General features: G+C 32.5%; 16 protein-coding genes. 9 read left to right on the forward strand and 7 right to left on the reverse strand.

The window, feature by feature from the left end; translation table 11 throughout:
• Positions 1–3975 carry a carboxypeptidase-like regulatory domain-containing protein gene (locus Q1A60_RS15270; RefSeq protein WP_299766726.1) on the forward strand — a complete coding sequence of 1325 codons (3975 nt, stop codon included), beginning with the start codon at positions 1–3 and terminating at the stop codon, positions 3973–3975.
• Between the two features lie 27 nt (positions 3976–4002).
• Here the strand turns inward: Q1A60_RS15270 and Q1A60_RS15275 are convergent, their stop codons facing one another.
• The 3 genes from Q1A60_RS15275 to Q1A60_RS15285 all read right to left on the reverse strand — a co-directional run bounded on the left by Q1A60_RS15275 (position 4003) and on the right by Q1A60_RS15285 (position 6870).
• Positions 4003–4479 (reverse strand): regulatory protein RecX, encoded by a 477-nt coding sequence (locus Q1A60_RS15275; RefSeq protein WP_299766971.1) that lies wholly within the window; start codon positions 4477–4479, stop codon positions 4003–4005.
• 79 nt (positions 4480–4558) lie between these two features.
• Positions 4559–6103, reverse strand: coding sequence for a ribonuclease E/G (locus tag Q1A60_RS15280; RefSeq protein WP_299766728.1), 1545 nt, complete (start codon positions 6101–6103; stop codon positions 4559–4561).
• Between the two features lie 479 nt (positions 6104–6582).
• Positions 6583–6870, reverse strand: coding sequence for an HU family DNA-binding protein (locus Q1A60_RS15285; protein WP_089370712.1), 288 nt, complete (start codon positions 6868–6870; stop codon positions 6583–6585).
• 130 nt (positions 6871–7000) lie between these two features.
• Here Q1A60_RS15285 and mutY point away from each other — a divergent pair, with 130 nt between their 5' ends.
• Positions 7001–8038, forward strand: a complete 1038-nt coding sequence (gene mutY / locus Q1A60_RS15290) for an A/G-specific adenine glycosylase (RefSeq protein ID WP_299766730.1) — start codon at positions 7001–7003, stop codon at positions 8036–8038.
• Here the strand turns inward: mutY and Q1A60_RS15295 are convergent.
• Positions 8035–8907, reverse strand: coding sequence for an AraC family transcriptional regulator (locus tag Q1A60_RS15295; RefSeq protein WP_299766732.1), 873 nt, complete (start codon positions 8905–8907; stop codon positions 8035–8037). The genes mutY and Q1A60_RS15295 overlap by 4 nt on opposite strands.
• 215 nt (positions 8908–9122) lie before the next feature.
• Here Q1A60_RS15295 and Q1A60_RS15300 point away from each other — a divergent pair, with 215 nt between their 5' ends.
• The 5 genes from Q1A60_RS15300 (at position 9123) to Q1A60_RS15320 (ending at position 13410) form a co-directional block, all read left to right on the forward strand.
• Positions 9123–9482 carry a hypothetical protein gene (locus tag Q1A60_RS15300; RefSeq protein ID WP_299766734.1) on the forward strand — a complete coding sequence of 120 codons (360 nt, stop codon included), beginning with the start codon at positions 9123–9125 and terminating at the stop codon, positions 9480–9482.
• Between the two features lie 431 nt (positions 9483–9913).
• On the forward strand, positions 9914–10384 hold the full coding sequence (gene ssb / locus Q1A60_RS15305) for a single-stranded DNA-binding protein (protein ID WP_299766736.1): 471 nt from the start codon (positions 9914–9916) through the stop codon (positions 10382–10384).
• Between the two features lie 27 nt (positions 10385–10411).
• Entirely contained in the window at positions 10412–11734 is a 1323-nt protein-coding gene (locus tag Q1A60_RS15310; protein ID WP_299766738.1) for a gliding motility-associated protein GldE, read from the forward strand.
• Between the two features lie 26 nt (positions 11735–11760).
• On the forward strand, positions 11761–12297 hold the full coding sequence (gldD, locus tag Q1A60_RS15315) for a gliding motility lipoprotein GldD (RefSeq protein WP_299766740.1): 537 nt from the start codon (positions 11761–11763) through the stop codon (positions 12295–12297).
• Between the two features lie 228 nt (positions 12298–12525).
• The gene (locus Q1A60_RS15320) at positions 12526–13410 is read left to right on the forward strand and encodes a DMT family transporter (RefSeq protein WP_299766742.1); all 885 of its coding nucleotides are present in this window, start codon (positions 12526–12528) and stop codon (positions 13408–13410) included.
• A gap of 393 nt (positions 13411–13803) precedes the next feature.
• Here Q1A60_RS15320 and Q1A60_RS15325 read toward each other — a convergent pair whose 3' ends face one another.
• The 3 genes from Q1A60_RS15325 to Q1A60_RS15335 form a co-directional block, all read right to left on the reverse strand.
• Positions 13804–14436, reverse strand: coding sequence for an ElyC/SanA/YdcF family protein (locus Q1A60_RS15325; protein WP_299766744.1), 633 nt, complete (start codon positions 14434–14436; stop codon positions 13804–13806).
• 198 nt (positions 14437–14634) lie between these two features.
• Complete coding sequence (pckA, locus tag Q1A60_RS15330; protein WP_299766746.1) at positions 14635–16248, reverse strand: phosphoenolpyruvate carboxykinase (ATP); 1614 nt, start codon at positions 16246–16248, stop codon at positions 14635–14637.
• Positions 16249–16323: 75 nt separating this feature from the next.
• Positions 16324–16713: a DUF423 domain-containing protein gene (locus Q1A60_RS15335; protein ID WP_299766748.1), complete on the reverse strand. Its 390-nt coding sequence runs from the start codon at positions 16711–16713 to the stop codon at positions 16324–16326.
• A gap of 64 nt (positions 16714–16777) precedes the next feature.
• Between Q1A60_RS15335 and Q1A60_RS15340 the strand changes: the two genes are divergently transcribed.
• Positions 16778–18154 carry a saccharopine dehydrogenase C-terminal domain-containing protein gene (locus Q1A60_RS15340; RefSeq protein WP_299766750.1) on the forward strand — a complete coding sequence of 459 codons (1377 nt, stop codon included), beginning with the start codon at positions 16778–16780 and terminating at the stop codon, positions 18152–18154.
• A gap of 84 nt (positions 18155–18238) precedes the next feature.
• A complete protein-coding gene (locus tag Q1A60_RS15345; RefSeq protein ID WP_299766752.1) occupies positions 18239–19987 on the forward strand; it encodes an FG-GAP-like repeat-containing protein in 1749 nt (582 codons plus the stop codon).
• Positions 19988–20146: the final 159 nt, after the last annotated feature.

A 20146-nucleotide genomic window follows, 5' to 3' on the forward strand; every position in this document is an offset into this window, starting at 1 on the left:
ATGAAAATAACTAAATATAAGAGAACTATAATCTATAAAACATCTTTCGGATTACTTATCAGTCTATTTTTTATTTCCAAAATTGGAAATGCAAGCACCTTAAAATCTGATCAAGATATAGTAACTGTAGATTTAGAATCAGTTACACTTGAAAAAGCATTAGCGACCATAGAAGGCATAACTGAATACAAATTCTTTTATAGAAATGAAGATATTAACCTAGCTCAAAAGGTAACTGTTAAAGCAACTAACAAATCATTAAATTATGTGTTATTAAAACTTTTTAAGAAAGATGATATAAATTTTAAAATAATCAACCATCAAATTATTCTTAAAAAAAATGTTTCAAATGTATTACTACAGAAAAATCACAAAGTAAAAGGTAAAGTTATAGATATCAGTACAGGCAACCCTATTTACAATTGTAATATTAAATTAGCAAATACATATACTGGAACGGCAACTAATGAGCTTGGAGAGTTTGTCATTCAGATCAACTCTTTTCCTGTTCAACTTGTTTTTTCTCATTTAAATTACGAATCACAAGTTATAACACTTTCAGACACAAAAACAGCACAAGTCCAATTAATTCCGCGTATTAATACTTTAAATGAAGTTATTATATCAGGAACAGATAATTATGCTATTGACCTTGCAAAAAAGGCATTCAAAAAAACAATAAAATCATCTACTACTAACAAATTTGGGACAGCATTCTATCGTCAAACTATTAAAAATGATGAAGATTATTCCGAATTCTCTGAAATCATTTATGATGCCCAGTACTCTACCGCAGGTATCGAAAAATGGGATATTATTGAAGGTCGTTACGCTATAAAAGAAGAAAAAATAAATAATAAAAATTACACATTACTTTCTAAATTATTAAAATCAATTCAACCAAATACTGAAGAAATTTTATTTCCCTTAAACAAGCACTTAGATAAATTATATACTATAAAAACACTACAAAAAATCAAATCTAAAGATAATACCGTCGCTGTACTTTGGTTTGAACCTAAAGAAAAAAACCCATCTATTCCTTCATTTGAAGGAGAAGTATATATAGACACAAAAACTCATGATGTATTAAAAGTAACTGGGGAAATTTCAAGAGATGATCTTGAATTAATACGATTAACTAAAAAAAATACTACAAAAAGAAATTACAACTTATCATATGAAATGACATTTAAAGTTGATTCCATTTTAGGTCTTGTCATAGATTATATAGATGTTAAGCAAGAATTTGATTATTACCAAGACAATATTTTTCAAACTCATATATCTTCAAAATCAAGTCTTAATTTCTTTGAATATTACATTCCTACTAATAAAAAAAAATTAGGACGACAGTTTGAAAAAAATATAAGTGATTGGCAGCGTTTAGATGAAATAGGTTATAATAAGAAGTTTTGGGAGGATAACCCTATTATAAAACGTACTCCTGTTGAAGAAGAGGTAATTACCTCATTTGAAAAAAACAATGCTTTTGAGTCTATCTTTTTAAATAGTAGAAATCAGATTGCTATAGAACAATCAGACATCTCTAATTATACATTTATAGAAAAACTTAATAAACAATTCCAAATACATAATGATCATACTAAAATAGAGAAGGTATATCTACATACAAATAAAGACATATGTATTTCTGGGGAAAACTTATGGTACAGCGCTTATGTTACTTTAGGTTCTTATCATAACTATTCTCTAGCTAGTAATGTCCTTCATATTGATCTTATAGATCCAAATGGAGAAATTATAAGCACACAGAAACAAGAACTAATAGAAGGAAGAGGTTATGGCACTATATCGATCCCTAAAAACCTTGAAGTAGGTATCTATCAATTACGATCATATACTAATTGGATGCGTAATGAAAATAGTGCGTTCTTTTTTACTAAGACAATAAAAATAGTAGATAATAAAAATATCGAGTCTCATCCCATTTCAAAAAAAGACTCCATTGATTTACAGTTCTTCCCAGAAGGAGGCAATGCCATTGCTGGAATAAACAATACTATTGCTTTTAAAGCAATAGGATCAGACGGATTAGGTGTTAATATTAAAGGAAGAATAGTCGATTCAAACGGAACAACCATAGCTCATATAAATTCCCTCCATAAAGGTGCTGGAATATTTAACTTAAATCCTCAAAAAGGAGAACAATACAAGGCTATATTAGAAGATAACTCTGAAGTATCTCTTCCTAAAATACAAGATCAAGGTTATGCATTTTCTATAGACAATAAAAATGAGCGTACTATTCGTGTGAAAGTTCAGGCAACCGAAGCATTAAGAAGTAATGCATTTTATATTATTGGACATGTACGAAATCAAAAGTATTATCAAGCACAATTAGAATTTGGAAATACTAACATAGTTGACTTCGAAATTCAAAAAAAACGTATCCCTAGTGGCGTTATGACATTAACCCTCTTGGACCAAGATATGAAGCCTTGGTGTGAACGTGCTATATTTATAAATAATCAAGAAGAGTTAGTCATTACTACGCAAGTAGATGAAGCAAATTTAAAGCCAAGAGGTGAGTTAACAGTAGATATCAAAGTTACAGACCCTTATGGAAATCCTATTTCTACAGATCTATCCATATCAGTAACTGATGCAGATAAAATCAACAAAAATAAATATAGTTCTAATATTTTAACTCAACTTCTATTAGAATCTGACATAAAAGGACATATAGAAAACCCTGCATTTTATTTCCAAGACACACATAAAAATACACACGCAAAATTAGATTTATTGATGCTTACTAATGGATGGCGTAGATTTAATTGGGGAAGTATGCAAAATGAAAAAAAGAAATTCTCATTTACAAAAGGATTACATATCTCTGGAATTATTAAGGATAGAAAAAATAAAACTTTGAACAATACTAAATTAGATATGATTGCAAAATCTAATAACAGTTTTAGGTTATATTCATCCAAAACAGATTATAAAGGACGATTTGACATTTTAAATTTCAATAATATTGATTCTACAAAACTCATGTTTAAAGTGTATAATGAAAAAGGAGCTATCGTAAAGGCTAATGTTTATCTCGATAAAAATGAAATAAAACCTCCTGTATCTAATTTCAGAAGTAACATCTTAGAAACATTTATTGATAATGAACAGAATTCAAAGTATATAAACACAATAAAATATAGAAAAAGAGAAGATTCATTATTGGATTTAAGCAAAACTATAGCGTTAAATGAGGTTTTCCTTAGAGGAAAAAAGAAGGTGAAAAAACTTAAAGAAACACCTAATTTTTATGGAGTAGAACCAGATGCTACATTATTTATAACTGAAAAAAATAACATAGGTAGCCTTATTTTACAAATTGCCAAATTGCCAGGAGTTTCTGTACTTGGAAGTGGAATTGATGCAAAAGTAAGTATTAATAGATCTCAAGCACCACTATGGGTTTTAGATGGCGTACCTATTTTTAATAAAAATGTAGTTTCAAGTGATGGTCCTTCTCGAAAATTTTTACCCTATCCTCAAGGTGTCGTAAAAATACCTAGTATTATTTCTCAATTATCGCTGTTAGATATCTACAGAATTGATGTTTTAAAACCAGCTAAAGCAGCTGTTTATGGATCTAGAGGATCAGAAGGTGTTATTTCAATAGAAACAAGGCGAGGTAAAAACATTTTATTTAATAGTGCTTCTGAAGAAAATAAACCCTTATGGACACACTCTGTTATGGGATATAACGTTTCTAAAGAGTTTTATAATCCTAAATATGATGTCAAGAATAGTGAACAAAATAAAACAGATTATCGCACAACGCTCCTATGGAATCCTAATATCACAACTAATACTGAAGGAGAAGCGTCAATATCTTTTTTTAATTCTGATATAACAAATCAAATACAAATCGTTATAGAAGGATTATCAACAAATGGAATTCCGGGCGTACACATAAAAAAAATAGGAAAAGAAAAGCCGAATGATTAAATTATATTGATACAGTTTTAAATGTCTTTAAGGAACTAATTCTCGCACTTTTTCATATACTAGGTTTCCTTCCCATCCTCTATACAGCAGATAATCAGCAAGTTTTTTTCTTTTCTTGTATTTCTCTTTTTCTGAAGATAATTGCTGTATACGCTTTCGCGAAAGCGTATCAAACACCTTTTCATAGTCTTCATCTGAAATTTCTAACAACCCTGTTTTGATAGTATATTCTGAGAGTTTTCTTTGTTTTAATTCTCTAATGATACGTTGTTTTCCCCAGGATTTATGATTGAACTTCCCTCTTACAAATGCTTTTGCAAATCGCTCTTCATTTAAAAATTCATGTTCGATAAGATGCCCCACTACAACATCAATAGCATCAGGTATCATACGCATTTCTAAGAGTTTTTTACGCACCTCTTGATGGCAACGATCTTGATAAGCACAATAGCGCTCTAAGCTTCGTTTTGCCTCTTCTACTGTATAGGTTTTTATAGGTTGCATCACAATGTTAAAAATACTATTTCCTTTTATTTTTGGGCATAAAAAAACCCCATTCCTTTACAGGAACAGGGTTTAAATTCTATATTTTAATTTCCTTACCGCTTTTATCTGTAAAGCGATATTCAAGATACGTGTAAGCGTCTCTGGGCATTATTTTTACCCATTTTTTGTGTTCTAAAAACCATTTAGAACGAATAGATGGAAATCCTTTGGTTAGAAAAGCTGCAACAAAAGGGTGTGCATGTAGCGTCACCTTATTGTTACCGTTTTTAAGAATTTTATCGAGTTTACCTTCCATTTTTTGCACCATTACAATAGGTGCTTCTATTTCTCCCTTAGATCCATTAGGATCTTCTTCACGGGTTTTAATATTCATTTCTGGTCGTACTCGCTGTCTAGTAATTTGAATCAATCCAAATTTACTAGGCGGTAATATTTTGTGTTTTGCGCGATCTTCTTTCATTTCATCCTTAAGATGATTAAAGAGTTTTCTACGGTTATCTGCATTGTTCATGTCTATAAAATCGACAACAATAATTCCTCCCATATCTCTTAAGCTAAGTTGACGTGCCATTTCTGAAGCGGCGATCATATTTACTTCTAGCGCGGTGTCTTCTTGACTCTTTGCTTTATTTGATCTGTTACCACTATTTACATCAACTACATGCAGTGCTTCTGTATGTTCTATAACAAGATACGCTCCTTTACTCATTGAGACTGTTTTTCCGAAAGATGTTTTAATCTGTCGTTCTATCCCAAATTTCTCAAAAATTGGAGTTGAATTCTTATATAGTTTTACAATGCTCTCTTTTTTTGGAGCAATCTCGCTTAGGTATTCTTTGATTTGATAATAGAGCGTTTCATCATCTACAGTAATTCCTGTAAAAGTATCATTAAAGATATCTCTTAATATTGAGGATGCTCGATTCATTTCACCAAGCACTTTACTAGGATGATGTGCGCCTTGAATTTTTTTACTCATGGTAGCCCATTTGTCTACCAAATTTTGCAGGTCTTTATCTAGTTCGGCGACCTTTACTCCTTGTGCAACTGTGCGTACTATCACACCAAATCCTTTAGGACGGATGCTTTGTACTAATCGTTTAAGACGCGCTTTTTCTTCTTTGCTTTCTATCTTTTGTGAAATAGAAATTCTATCAGAAAAAGGCACGAGAACAATATATCTACCAGCTATAGAAAGCTCACTGCTTATTCTAGGGCCTTTTGTAGAAATAGGTTCTTTGGCGATTTGTACCAGTACACTTTGTTTTTGTTTTAAAACATCAACGATTTTACCGTTTTTGTCTATATCCTTTTCAAAAGGAAAGTTGTTTAAAGAATAGTCTTTTAATTTACCTGTGCTTACACGTTTTATGTAACTTAGAAGAGTTGGAAGTTTTGGACCTAAATCATGATAATGCAAAAAGGCATCTTTTTCATAACCTACATTAACAAATGCAGCATTTAATCCAGAAACTGTTTTTCTAATGTTTGCAATATAAATATCACCTACATTAAATTTATTTCCATCTTCTTCTTTGTGAAGTTCTATAAGTCTTCCATCTTTTAATAAGGCAAAATCAACTGCCGAGGAACTAGATCTTATAATTAATTCTTTATTCACTCTTTAGTAATTTTCATTAATGATGCTAGGCATCACAAATGGATTATACAATAATTTATCACAGGTATCATAACGTATAACTATGTATACAAAATGTAATAAATACGGTGTAACTTGAAGGCCTCAAGGTGTAAGGCATTTTATGTTACGATGTCAAAGAACTATGAATAATATATACCAATAATAACATCTAAAAAAGATGTACCTAATAAAAAACAATCACTTTTTGGTTATAGTAACCACATAGGTATACCTATACAAAACTAAGTGAAGTCATTTTATGCACATATATTTAGAAATCTAAGTACCTTAGATTATTGGCATTATATATAATTCAAAAGAAAAAGTAGTCTAAGACTACTTTTTCTTCTTGTGACGGTTTGCTCTACGTCTTTTTTTACGTTTGTGCGTTGCTACCTTGTGTCTTTTTCTTTTTTTACCACTTGGCATAAAATGATTCTTTTATTAGGTTACTTAAATTATACTGCAACGTTCGTCTTTACACCTTCTACAAATACTTTTGCAGGTTTGAACGCAGGTATGTTGTGCGCTGGAATTTTGATGGTAGTATTCTTAGAAATGTTTCTACCAGTCTTTTCAGCTCTTGTTTTAATAATAAAGCTACCAAATCCTCTTAAGTAAACATTATCACCACCTTCTAAAGAAGTTTTTACTTCACTCATGAATGATTCGATAGTTGCTTGTACGTCATTCTTCTCGATACCTAATTTTTCAGATACCTTTGCTACAATATCAGCTTTTGTCATTTTAATTATTGTTTAGGGGTTAAAATTTCAAGTTCGCAAATATAAGCATTAAAAACTCAAACTTTCAAGCATAATCTTTTAAATTATAAGAAGATAAGTATATATTTCAACAAAAAACCTTTATTTCCTATTGAAATTCTCTAAAAAACTTATCCCGTGGTATTTAGAAAACAAGCGCGAAATGCCTTGGAGAGAGACCACTGATCCGTATCGGATTTGGCTATCTGAAATCATCCTTCAGCAAACTAGAGTTGCACAAGGACTCCCCTATTATTTGAAGTTTACAAAAGCTTTTCCAACGGTAAAAGATTTAGCTAACGCCTCTGAAGAAGAAGTATTAAAATTATGGCAAGGTTTAGGGTATTATTCTCGCGGAAGAAACTTACATGCCGCTGCAAAATATATCATAGAAGAATGTGATGGTATTTTTCCTAATACCTATAAGGAATTATTAAAATTAAAAGGGGTTGGCGATTATACCGCTAGTGCTATTGCAAGCATTAGTTTTCATGAACCTACTGCAGTCGTCGATGGAAATGTATATAGAGTGCTTTCGCGCGTTTTTGGCATTAGTACTCCTATTAATAGCACACAAGGCATTAAAGAGTTTAAAGCACTTGCTCAAGAACTTATAGACAAAGAGCAACCTGCAAATTTCAATCAAGCAATTATGGAATTTGGTGCGATACAATGCAAACCTCAAAACCCATATTGTTTGCATTGTATTTTTAATGATTCGTGTGTTGCCTTACAAAAGAATAGCATCGCTTCCTTACCTGTAAAGCTCAAAAAGGCAAAAGTAAAAAATCGTCATCTACACTATTTAGTGTTTAGATCTCCAGATCACAAAACAATCATTGAACAACGCACTGGAAAGGGGATTTGGCAAGGTTTATATCAATTTCCAATGATTGAAGGGGAGTTTGATATTAACCGCTTTCGCGAAAGCGAACCCTTCCTGAAAGAAACGGCTTCATATATCATAAAAAACGTATATCCATATAATACAACGCCTATCATTCATAAATTATCACATCAGCATTTACATACTACTTTTTGGATTATAGATGTTGAAAAACTAACAGATGATGCTATAGAAATTCAATTCATAAATTCGTATCCTGTACCTGTGCTTATTGATAAATTTATAGAAGCCTATTTTTCCTAATCTAGGATCGTCTTAATTTGTTTTCTATATGCCGAAGGGCTTTGGCCTGTAAAAGCTTTAAATCTTTTATTAAAGTGTGAGAAATTATTAAACCCGCTTTCAAAACACACGTCTGTGATTGTCATAGCATGTTCAGAGAGCAATTTAGAAGCGTGTACTAAGCGATACTCATTTACAAACTGAGTAAATGTTTTATTGGTTATTTTTTTAAAATAACGACAAAAAGACGGAACCGTCATATGCGTTAATCCTGCAATCTGCTCTAGAGGAATTTCTTCCTTAAAGTGAGTTTTTACGTGATTGAACACTAAATTAATCCTATCATTATCATTTACATTAGATAATAAGGTAAACCCATCGGCATTAAGAATTCTAAATTCTTTTGTAATTGCTAGTCTATTTAGAATTTTTAGATACGATACTAAGCGTTCAAAATCAGACTGATCTTCCATTTCTTCTATAAGAGCTCCTACTTCTACCTTCGTAGCTCCTGAAAAAACAACACCTCGTTTTGATACTTGTAAAAGTCTTTTAATATTGGCCATTTCTGGGATATTAAAAAAATCGTCCCCAAGAAAATCAGCTTTCATTTGGATGACAGTTTCATACTTATTGCCTGTTTGATGATCGGTAAATCCGCAATGAGGCAAATTACTGCCTACTAAAATTAATGTCCCCCATGTATAATAAGAAAGATTACTACCTACTAACCTTCTTCCTGTACCTCCATTTACATATACAAGTTCTAACTCAGGATGGTAATGCCATACGGTATTATCATTTCTATTTTCCTTATCAAATTTCTGATACAGAAAAGAATTTCCAAAATTGGGAGTAATCGCTTCTAAAGTAGGTTTCTGTAAAATCATATCAAGCTTTTATGGCTAAAGTTAAAAACGCTTTTGAAGTTAAATCGTTAGAAAATTATCCTAAATATGTTCTAAATTAACATAATGATAAAACCTAAATTTAATAACGGGTAATTTAGAACATTAATGTGGAAATAATGTAATAGCAGGGAGCAGAATCCTGATGTAAGTTTGTATCATAATAAATTAGTCATCAATTATTTAAATCGAATATTATGAAAAACACATTAAAATTATCACTGCTCCTTGCACTTTTAATCACTAGTGTAAACATACACGCTACAACATTAAAAACATTTGTAGCTACTGAAAAATCAAATCCCACAACCATTGCAGATGATTTAGTCATTAGAGAAAAAGATGAAAAAGTTTCTGTAATCCTTTTAAATTTGGATTTAAATCCTGTAAAAATTACTATCAGAGATGGTTTTGGACGCATTGTTTTTTCTGAAACAATTAATGATAACAAGACTATTCATAAGTCTTTTAATTTTAAGAAAGCTTATAAAGGAAGTTACAGCATTAAAGTAAAAAATGGTTTAACCACTTATAGTAAAGAAATAGAAATTATCTAAATAGTTATTTCTTTTACTCACAACGTTTAGTTTGCTTAGCGAGGTCTCTTTTAGAAAATTCTAATAGAGGCCTTTCTTCAGTTTTTCTATAAAAGTCATAGTCCTATTCTGGTTTGTCAATATAGAAAAACTAACAGATAATACTACAGAAATTAATACGACAAAAGGGATTAAATCCTAGAAGAAGCTCTAAATCCGAATATACAGAATCGACCTAAGTGTCGAAGAATTAAACCAAGATTTCGCTGAAAAAGCGGGATTAGAAGATAGGTTCAACTAGACATCTTGAGTACATTTTACAGACTTCTCTAAATTAATTTTTACGAATAAGATCTTATCCAGTACCCGTACTTATCTCTAACTTTATTGATACCTTTGACTTCTAAATAAAGCGCTTTTATCGCAACGTATAATTTTGTACATTTAACAATATGGCAGGAACTATTAATAAAGTAATTCTCATTGGTCACACAGGAGACGAAGTAAAAATGCACTACTTTGAAGGAGGTAATAGCATAGGACGTTTCCCATTAGCAACTAATGAAGAATATACCAATCGAACAACAGGAGAACGTGTAAGCAATACTGAATGGCATAACATTGTTGTACGAAATAAAGCTGCTGAAATTTGCGAAAAGTATCTCAAAAAAGGAGATAAAGTATATATAGAAGGTCGTTTAAAAACTCGTAAATGGACGGATGACAAAGGTCTAGAGCGTTATAGCACTGAAATACAATGTGTAGATTTTACATTTCTTACTCCTAAAGGAGAGGGACAACAACAAAGTAATACGCCTACACAATCATCACAACCTATTCAGTCATCGCAACCAGCTCAACAACCACCATCAACACCTTCACAGACGAGTCCTGCAGAAGATGTAGATGACCTCCCATTTTAAAACTACGTATAACGAACTTAAAGACGATTGGATCCTGACCCTGAACCCTTATTTATAGTATTAGCATTTGATAGTACCATTCTTATTAGTAGTATTCTGCTAGTAGTATTATTTATATGCTCAGCTCTTATAAGTGGTGCTGAAGTTGCTTTCTTTTCATTAACGCCAACAGATTTAGAAGAACCTGAAGCAACAGACCAACAAAATCCTAGATTAAAAATAGTTGCAAGACTATTACAGACGCCCAAAAAACTCCTAGCAACTATATTAGTAGCAAATAATACGATCAATATTGCTATTGTGCTCCTTTTTGCAAGCGTAGGCGATGTTTTGTTTAATGACATTAACACTACATTTCTGGGTATCTCAGTGAGATTTATTGTCGAAATCATCATTATTACATTCTTGATTTTATTATTTGGTGAGATTTTACCTAAAATCTATGCGAGTCGTAATAATATTAAGTTTGCAAGTTTCATGGCAACCCCCCTTCGTGTATTAGATGTCATTTTCACACCATTAAGTGGTCCAATGCGTTACATTACATTACAGATACATAAGAAACTAGGAGACCAAAAATCAAACTTTAATGTAGATCAATTATCACAAGCATTAGAGCTTACCAGTGAAGGAGACACCACTAAAGAAGAACAAAAAATACTACAAGGCATTGTTGCTTTTGGAAATACTGACACAAAACAAGTCATGCGTCCTCGCATGGATGTATTTGCATTAAATAAAGAAGATTCTTATACAGATATCTTAGCACAAATAACAGATAAGGGATATTCTCGTATTCCAGTATTTGAAGATAGTATAGATACCATTGTAGGTATTTTATACGTAAAAGATTTACTACCTCATCTTTCTGATAAGAAATTTGAATGGACTACTTTATTACGTGAACCTAATTTTGTGCCAGAAAATAAAAAATTAGACGATTTACTTGCTGAGTTTAAAGAGAAGAAAAACCATCTTGCTATTGTAGTAGACGAGTATGGAGGTACCAGTGGGATCATTACTTTAGAAGATATTATTGAAGAGATTGTAGGTGATATCAGTGATGAATTTGATGATGAGGATATCATCTACTCTAAGATAGATGACAACAATTACGTATTTGACGGAAAAACCTCCTTAAAAGATTTTTACCGTATCATACATCTAGAAGATGATAGTATCTTTGAAAATCAAAAAGGAGAAGCAGAAACAATTGCTGGTTTTATATTAGAGATATCTGGAGGATTTCCTAGAAAGAATGAAGTAATAAACTATGAGCAATATACGTTTACAGTGGAAGCCATAGACAAAAAACGCATAAAACAAATTAAATTCACAATACGACCTTGACTTTACGTACTTACATATATAGCATAATGGGTTGCATCCTATTCATTTCTTGTGGAGATGACGTATTGCCAAAACCAGAAGCATTTTTAAGTCTTGAATATCCTAATGCTGCTTATGTTGTAGCTCCTTCTGAGTGTAATTACAGCTTTGAAAATAATCATATAAGCACGACTAGTTTTAAGGATAATTGCTCGGCCACTATTAAATATCCTGGTCTTGATGGCACTTTATTCTTAACCTATCGAAAAGTAGATAATAACATAAACGCCTTATTAAGAGATGCTCAAAAACTCACCTATGAGCATGTCATAAAAGCAGACGATATAATTGAAGAGAAGTATGTGAATGAATCACAAAATGTATATGGTATGTTTTACGATGTGAGAGGAAATGCGGCATCTCAATCTCAGTTTTATGTAACTGATAGTACAACACATTTCATTACGGGTTCTATTTATTTTAATGTAAAACCAAATTACGACAGCATATACCCTGCGGCAGTATATCTTAAAAATGATATTCGCCACCTTATGGAAACTATTACATGGTCAACTAAAGATTAGTACGCTTTCGCGAAATCGAGCTCACGAGATTCACGACCAAAGGGAGAGTGAAACGGTAAAGCGTACCCAGCAACAAAATAACTTATAATAATCATATCATTTCCCTACCACTCTCTTTATAAACAGAAGTTACTACCACCTAATTTATAGAAAGTAATTTATTTTTAAAGGCATAAATTGATAAACTCACCAAGGAATTCCCGAACTTTGCATATCTAAAATTTTGCAATGCAAAACAGCACATTAAAATGGATATATCTTGTGATATTATCCATTATTTGGGGAAGTTCTTTTATACTCATCAAAAAAGGACTCGTAGGTCTCACACCTATCCAACTCGGGGCTTTACGTATTTTATTTACTGCATTTTTCTTATTACTCATTGGCTGGAAAAGCCTGCGTACCATTAAAAAAGACGAATGGAAATGGATTATCGTTTCTGGAGTGTTAGGTACAGGTCTTCCCGTATTTCTATTTGCCTATGCCGAAACAGAAATAGACAGTGCTATTGCCGCCATATTAAACTCCAGCGTACCTTTATTGACCCTTTTATTAGGTTTAGTCCTATTTGGCGCTACATTCTTAAAACGTCAATTAGTCGGTGTTTTAGTAGGTTTAAGTGGAGCAACTGCTTTGATTCTTATAGGCGCCAGTATCAACCCTAGTCAGAACTATTGGTATGCATTATTAGTTATTATTGCAGGCGTCATGTATGCACTTAATGTCAATATTATTAAGCGGTATATGCAGGACATTTCTGCCATTGCTATTGCTACCGGAAATTTTATATTTTTAATTCCTCCTGCATTGATTTTATTGGCCTATTCTGATTTCTTTAATCAAGAAGTATTACGCTCTCAAGAAGTACAAATATCACTAGGATATATTGTCATACTAGCATTATTTGGAACCGCCATGGCAAAGGTGATGTTCAATAAACTAGTGCAAATAAGCAATCCTGTATTTGCCTCTTCAGTCACTTATTTGATGCCTATCATCTCCGTCATGTGGGGATTATTAGACAATGAGAAATTTACAATTTGGCAACTCTTTGCCTCTATTATTATTATTCTTGGTGTATACCTTGTCAACAAGAAAACGAAAACATCATAACTATGGAAGGGGTGGTTGTATATTTTATTTTGGATATTTTTCAAATTCAAAATAAGAATATACTTTCCGTAACATACTCATAGAAAATTTACAATTTGGCAGTTTTCGAACCTCATTTATCAATAAGAAAATAAGCAACGTACTTAATACCCTTTAATTAAAACAAAAATAACAAAGCATATAGATATTAATAATAATACAAGTACAAGAACTCTATCAAAGACAGTATATGGCTTTTTTTTAGCCCAACTTTTTTTAGATGATTCCCAATTTAGAAACGTACTTAAAACTCCATATATACAAATTGCAAGAAGGAGAATAGAAAAAATAAATGCTTCGCTCATACATATTAGTATTCTAAAATTATGAGAAGTTACAAGCAAAAAATAATTATCACTTTATCTCAATTTTCTCTCCTAAAAATTTAGGCTCTACTCCAAATAGTATATCTAAAAATACTTTTGTTCTTGCTAAATATTCTCTTAATTGTACTTTCAATCCATAACGTCTAGATACATCTTGGGCATTAAAACCAACAGCATTGATATCATTTTTACCCGCGAGATACACGGCACGTTCATTATGAAACTCTTGAGAAATAATAGTGATGTTATCTTGCCCAAATATTTCTTTAGCTCGTATTACAGAATCCAATGTTCTAAATCCTGCATAATCCAAAAATATTCGATCCTCGGGAATTCCTCTTTTTATAAGTTCTTCTTTAAAATCTGTAGGTTCATCATATGCCTTCGTACTATTATCACCACTTACTAAAACAAATTCAATTTTACCTTCTTTATATAAAGCGACCGTTGCTTCTACTCTATATGTAAAATATAAGTTTACGTGCCCATTCTGTAAAAGCTTGGAAGTTCCTAAAACGAGTCCTACTTTATTTTTTTGAATCTCAGAAACCTCACTAAACGTTTTGTCACTCGCATAAGACTCTATGGAATAATTAGAAATAACGATAACCAATAAAGTAATAACTATTAAAAGTATTAGAGCTTTTATTTTTTTGCGCATGCTGCAGTTTTTATTATAAACTTAAGAATACAAATTGTATTGCTGAAAATCACATCAATTTAACGTATTATTAATTGAATTTACTACAAACAAAAAGCGATTGTAAAAACAATCGCCTTTCATCCCTAAACAAACTATCAAGAGATCTTAATAGTTTTTGAAAAAAGAGATTTTAATAAATCTCCTTATATTATATTTCTAACCTAACGGTGGTTGACCATTCATAATTTCTTCATTAGCATATGCTTCAAACTTTTTAAAGTTTTCTTTGAACGACTTCGCTAGTTTATGCGCAGTTTCATAATATCCTTTATCATTATTCCACGTTGCGCGTGGAGATAATACTTCTGTAGGAACCCCTGGACATGTTCTAGGTTGCGCTACTCCAAATACTGAATGTACATGATAATCATCATGTGTAACTTCAGATGGCAATTCTCCATTCATTGCTGCAGAGATCATCGCTCTTGTATACTTTAATTTCATACGAGACCCAACCCCATAAGGTCCTCCAGTCCAACCCGTATTCACTAGCCATACATTTACACCAGCTTCTTGCATTTTCTTACTTAGCATCTCTGCATATTTTGTAGGATGCAACGGCATAAATGGCGCCCCAAAACAAGCAGAAAAAGAAGGTTGCGGTTCTGTAACTCCAGCTTCAGTTCCTGCAACTTTTGCTGTATACCCACTTATAAAGTGATATGCCGCTTGACCAGGTGTTAATTTTGAAATAGGAGGCAGTACCCCAAAAGCATCTGCTGTTAAGAAAAATATGTTTTTAGGATTGTTTGCCAATGAAGGCACTTGGATATTATTGATATGATCAATTGGATAACTTACACGTGTATTTTGGGTAATAGACGTATTTTCAAAATCTACATTCCCTTCAGCATCCATGATGATATTTTCTAAAATAGCACCTGGTTTTATAGCATTATAAATATCAGGCTCATTTTCGGCAGATAGGTTGATTACTTTTGCATAACATCCGCCTTCAAAATTGAAAATTGTGTTCTCTGCGGTCCATCCATGCTCATCATCACCTATTAATTTACGGTTTGGATCTGCAGAAAGAGTTGTCTTTCCAGTTCCAGAAAGTCCGAAAAATATAGCAGTTTCTCCATTGTCTCCTACATTAGCAGAACAGTGCATTGGTAACGTATTTTTTTCTACAGGTAAAATAAAATTTAATGCAGAAAAAATTCCTTTTTTAATTTCTCCTGTATATCCAGTTCCTCCAATGATAATTGTTTTTTCTGTAAAACTCAAAATAGCAAAGTTACTCTGGCGAGTCCCATCTACTTCAGGGTCTGCTAAAAACCCAGGAGCATTAAGAATCGTCCATTCTGGGTCAAAGTTTTCAAGCTCGTCAGATGTAGGTCTTAAAAACATATTATACGCAAACATGTTTGACCAAGGGTATTCATTAATCACACGAATATTCAATCTGTAATTATCGTCTGCACATGCATAACTATCTCTTACATATAATTCTTTATTAGAAAGATAATCTGTGATTTTGTTTTTTAATTTCGCGAAAGCGTCAGCCTCAAAAGGGATATTAATAGATCCCCACCATACTAAGTCTTCGGTTTTTGCATCTTTTACAATAAAACGATCTAATGGTGATCGTCCCGTAAACTTTCCTGTGTTAACTGCAAGAGCCCCACTAGAAGCTGTCTTACCCATATCATTCTTTACAGAAATAGCGTGTAAGTCTTGAGGTTCTAATTGATAATGGGCGTTTGCGTTATCAATTCCATAAGATTTTAACGAAATCGTTTTCGTAACTGAAGTGTCAGAAGCCATAAAAATGGTATTTGTTGTGTTGTTTTTAAAGCGCAAAGGTAAAAAAAACCTTATCGTTGGAGCAGTATTTTTATGTTATTTCTCTTTCTTCATTTGGAAGAATTTAACAATAAGGAGTCCCCAAGCTACAATTAAGAGTGTTCCCCCTATAGGAGTCACGATCCCTATCGTTGTAAAATCAAAGCCTGTAAGCACATTTGTAGCAAGTCCATAGATAGATCCTGAAAACAATATAACTCCAGTAAGAATCAATACATGAATTATTTTTTTTGTTTTTTCGCTTAAAGCGAAAATAGACACTAAAAGCATTAATAATGCATGGTACATTTGATACTTCACACCTGTCTCAAAAGTAGCAAGTGCATCAGCATCTAAAGACTTTTCCAATCCATGTGCTCCAAATGCTCCAATCACTACAGCTAAAAACCCTAAAATACTACCCGTAACTAAAAGTCGTTTATTCATAAAAATAACTTGTTATATAATTAATCAAATAACTACATTCGTACTCCACAAATTTACAACCAATATGTCTACAAGAACAATCTTAGTTATAGGAGCCGGAAAATCCACCTCTCAACTAGTAAATTATTTTCTTAACAAAGCTACCGCAGAGAATCTAGAAATTATTGTGGGTGATATTTCGATAGAAAACGCACAAAAACTTGTAGGCAATCACCCTAAAGGAAAAGCGATAGCGCTTGATGTATTTAATCAATCTCAACGTGCAAAAGCAATTCAAGAAGCAACTATTGTTGTTTCTATGCTTCCAGCTCGTTTTCATATAGAGGTAGCTCGCGATTGCATTACCTATAATAAATCGATGGTTACCGCTTCTTACATTTCTAAAGAGATGCAAGCACTAGATGAAGCTGCCAAAGAAAAAGGGCTCATTTTTATGAATGAAATAGGCCTTGATCCTGGTATTGATCATATGAGTGCGATGCAAGTCATAGACCGTATACGTGACAATGGAGGTAAAATGATGCTGTTTGAAAGTTTTACAGGAGGTCTTGTCGCTCCAGAAAGTGACACCAACCTGTGGAACTATAAATTTACTTGGAATCCTCGTAATGTCGTACTTGCTGGACAAGGAGGCGCTGCAGAGTTTATACAAGAAGGAGCCTACAAGTACATCCCATATCAACGCCTTTTTAGACGTACTGAGTTTTTAGAAATAGAAGGATATGGTCGCTTTGAAGGCTATGCAAATAGAAATTCATTAAAATATAGATCTGTATATGGCCTAGATGATATAGACACACTATATCGTGGTACGATACGACGTGTAGGGTTTTCTAAAGCATGGCATATTTTTGTGATGATGGGTATGACAGATGATAGTTATACACTTCAAGAAACAGAGACTATGAGCTATAGAGATTTCCTAAATCTTTTCTTACCCTACTCGCCTACTGATTCTGTTGAATTAAAATTACGTCACTATCTCAAAATAGATCAGGATGATTTACTCTGGGACAAATTGGTTGAATTAGATATTTTCAATCCTGATAAAAAATTAGGCCTTAAAAATGCCACTCCTGCAAAATGCTTACAACGTATTCTAGAAGACAAGTGGACACTTGCTCCTGATGACAAAGATATGATTGTGATGTACCATAAATTTGGATACGAACTTGATGGAAAACGCAAACAAATAGATGCTACTATGGTAAGCATAGGAAATGATCAGGTTGAAACCGCTATGGCGAGAACGGTCGGTCTTCCTGTTGCCATGGCAACTCTTCGCATCTTAAATGGAGAAATCAAAACACCAGGAGTGCAACTTCCTATCAAGAAAGAAGTCTATACGCCTATCCTTAAAGAACTCGAAGAATACGGAATTACGTTTAAAGAATATCAAGTTCCATATCTAGGATATAACCCAAATAATGTAGGTGGATAAATATCTTAACCATTTTCTCTAAAAATAAGCAGTTCAGGTTTTTCAAAAAGTTTTAGTACTTTGAGATACTAAAATTGCTTTACTATGAAGAGACTATTACTCTTTTTTATTCTTAGCGCACAATACCTATTTGGACAGGTTGAATTTAGAAATGATGAGTCTGCACTCTTCAACCAAGAAACTGTATATGGTGTAAGCGTATTAGGTCCTAGTATTTCTTTCTTTGATTTTGATCAAGATGGATGGGATGATATCACGATACCTGCATCAAATTTACATGACTTTCAATTTTTCAAAAATGTAAATGGTAATTTTCAAGCTATAGATCTAGGAATAACAAGCAATGCTATTCAAGCGAGACATGCTATATGGGTAGATATAGATAATGACGGAGATCATGATTTTTTTGCCACGAGTGACCTTGGATATTTATGGCTTTATAGAAACGATGGAGATAATACATTTGTTAATATAACTGACACATCGGGATTACCTGATATTGATATTCCATACTGGGGCTCTTCTTGGGGAGACTACAACAATGATGGTATTTTAGATGTCTTTATAAGCATACGTGATGCTGATCTATTACAAGGTAATTTATTGTATCAAGGGAATGGAGATGGCACATTTATAGACACCACAACAAGTGCCGGAATAGATCCAGCAGGATATATTACATTTTGCTCCTCTTTTTTTGATTATGATAATGATGGAGATCAAGATATTTACACCGCTAATGATAAATGTATCACGCCTAATACGCTGTATATGAATAATGGTGATGGCACATTTACAGACGTAAGTATCGAAAGTGGTACAGATTTATATATGAGTGCAATGTCTACGACCATCGATGACTTTAATAATGATGGTTGGTTAGATATTTATATAACTAATTTTTACCCGCCTTTTGAAGAAGATGTTACTGTAGGCAATGCCTATTTGCTTAATAATGGTGATGGTACATTCACCAATATAGCTTTAGAAAACGGAACTCGCTTTGACAGTATAGGATGGGGTGCGGTATGTATAGATGCGTTAAATAATACGTATAAAGATGTATATGTAAGTGGTAGTGTAAATGGTGCAGACGGGAGACTTTCTTCAGCACTCTATCTTAACGATGGTCTAGGCAATTACACTATATCTACAAATACAGGCATTGAAGAAGATAGTTTTATAAGTTATTCAAATGCAATAGGAGATATTCAGAACGATGGTCTACAGGACATTGTAGTCATTAATGCAGATAACGACCCCATTTCACTATGGAATAACACGTCTACTACAGATAATAATTGGTTAAAAATAACATTAGAAGGCACCACAAGTAATAAAATGGGGATTGGTTCAAAAATAAAGGTAGGTATAGAAGACAATGTATATTATGGATATACATTATGTGGAGAAGGATATATGAATCAGAATAGCAATGCAGAATTTTTTGGTCTGGGTGACGCAACAACCGTCGATTATATTGAAGTTACTTGGTTAAGCGGCATGATAGACCGTATTGAAGATATAGATGCTAATCAAACAATCAATATTATAGAAGGCTCCAATCCTTTAGATACTGAATCTTTTAATATCTCTAATTTTGATATCTACCCCAATCCTACATCAGATACTTTTAACATCACTTACAGTGGTAGTGAACAATCAATAAACATCTACATTATTGATATACAAGGCAAAATTATAAAAGAAAAAAGATTTGAGACCACCAGTCAAGAAAAGTATATTGACGTTTCTGATGTCGTCCCTGGCATTTATTTCATGTCCGTTTTTGAAGGAGACAAAAAAACTGTTAGAAAAATAGTAGTTCAATAAACTTTATACTTAGTAACCTTAATGGCTATTTATGGTTGTAAAAATGACACTATACATATAGTACTCAAAACTCATTTTAGGTACGATTCATTTAGAGATAATCAACTTGATATTATACAAAGTATCATCTCAGATTTAAAAAAAATTTAGTACTTTGAG

It is taken from the genome of uncultured Dokdonia sp. (assembly GCF_947492535.1).
Taxonomy (GTDB): domain Bacteria; phylum Bacteroidota; class Bacteroidia; order Flavobacteriales; family Flavobacteriaceae; genus Dokdonia.